Genomic DNA, 1,286 nt, shown 5'->3' on the forward strand with positions numbered 1-1,286 from the left:
AGGTGTTACCCGCTGTGTCGGTTTGCGTTGCGCTAACCGTTAAATTGCCGTTATTAAAGCTGCTAACATCTAACTCACTGCCTGCAATGCTCCAGTTGCCTGAGCCATCGGCTGTCACTTGGGCTGTATCTGTATAGCTGCCGTCTGTGATGGCAATATCGACAGTAGCGTTGGCTTCTGCCCCTGTACCCGTAATCAATACGTCATTATCTTCTGCGGCGTTGATAATATCATCGCTTTCTATTGGGGTCGTAATGCTTGGCGCAACAATGGTGTTGTCTAAATTCACTGTCGCTGTCGCAGCATTTGAGCGGTTACCTGCAACATCGGTTTGAGTAACGTTGATGGTTAAGCTGCCGTTAGTTAAGCTTGATACATCTATTTCACTGCCTGTTAATGTCCAGTTACCTGAGCCATCGGCTGTTACTTGGGCTGTGACTGGCGCATTATTAGCACTATCGATAATGCTAACATCAATGGTCGCATCCGCTTCGGCTGTACCACTTAACGATAAGCTATTATCTTCTGCTGCGTTAATCACGTTATCAGTCGCAATTGGGGTGGTTATCACCGGTGCTACCGGTGCCCTGTTATCCAGCGTGATGGTTTGCGTTGCCCCGCTTGAGGTATTGCCTGCACTGTCAGTTTGGGTGACTGTCACTGTGAGTGCGCCATTGTTTAAGCTGCTGATATCCAGTTCATTACTTTGGATTGTCCAGTTGCCGCTGCTATCTGCGGTCACTTGTACTTGAACACCGCCTATATTGACCGTTAATAATGCGCCCGGCTCTGCGCCGCTACCGGTAATTAATACGCTGCTATCTTCTGCGGCGTTTATGATTCCGTCTGTGCTAATTGGCGTTGAGATACTCGGCGATGCAATAGTGTTATCTAAGCTGACTGTTGCTGTTTCTGCATTAGATTGGTTGCCAGCTTCATCGGTTTGGGTGGCACTGATTGTTAATGTGCCATTAGCCAGTGCCGATACATCCACTTCATTGCCTGCTAATGTCCAGTTACCTGAGCCATCGGCTGTCACTTGGGCTGTGACCGGCGCATTATTAGCAGAATCCGTTATGCTGATATTGATTTGGGCATTCGCTTCTGCGCCTGCCCCCGTTATCAGTACATCTGCATCTTCTGCACCATTTATAATGTCATCTATTTCTATTGGGGTGGTGATGCTTAGCGCTGATGGGGCTACATTATCTAAGCGCACTGTGGTATTGGCCGCTGTTGAGGTGTTACCCGCTGTGTCGGTTTGCGTTGCGCTAACCGTTAAATTG

General features: G+C 48.4%; 1 protein-coding gene. It reads right to left on the bottom strand.

The genetic code is table 11. The features are described from left to right. A partial coding sequence (locus tag N7931_RS19205; protein WP_262795952.1) for a beta strand repeat-containing protein occupies positions 1-1,286 on the bottom strand: 1,286 nt, incomplete at both ends.

Source organism: Catenovulum sp. 2E275, assembly GCF_025515275.1.
In the GTDB taxonomy this organism is placed as follows: Bacteria; Pseudomonadota; Gammaproteobacteria; order Enterobacterales; family Alteromonadaceae; genus Catenovulum.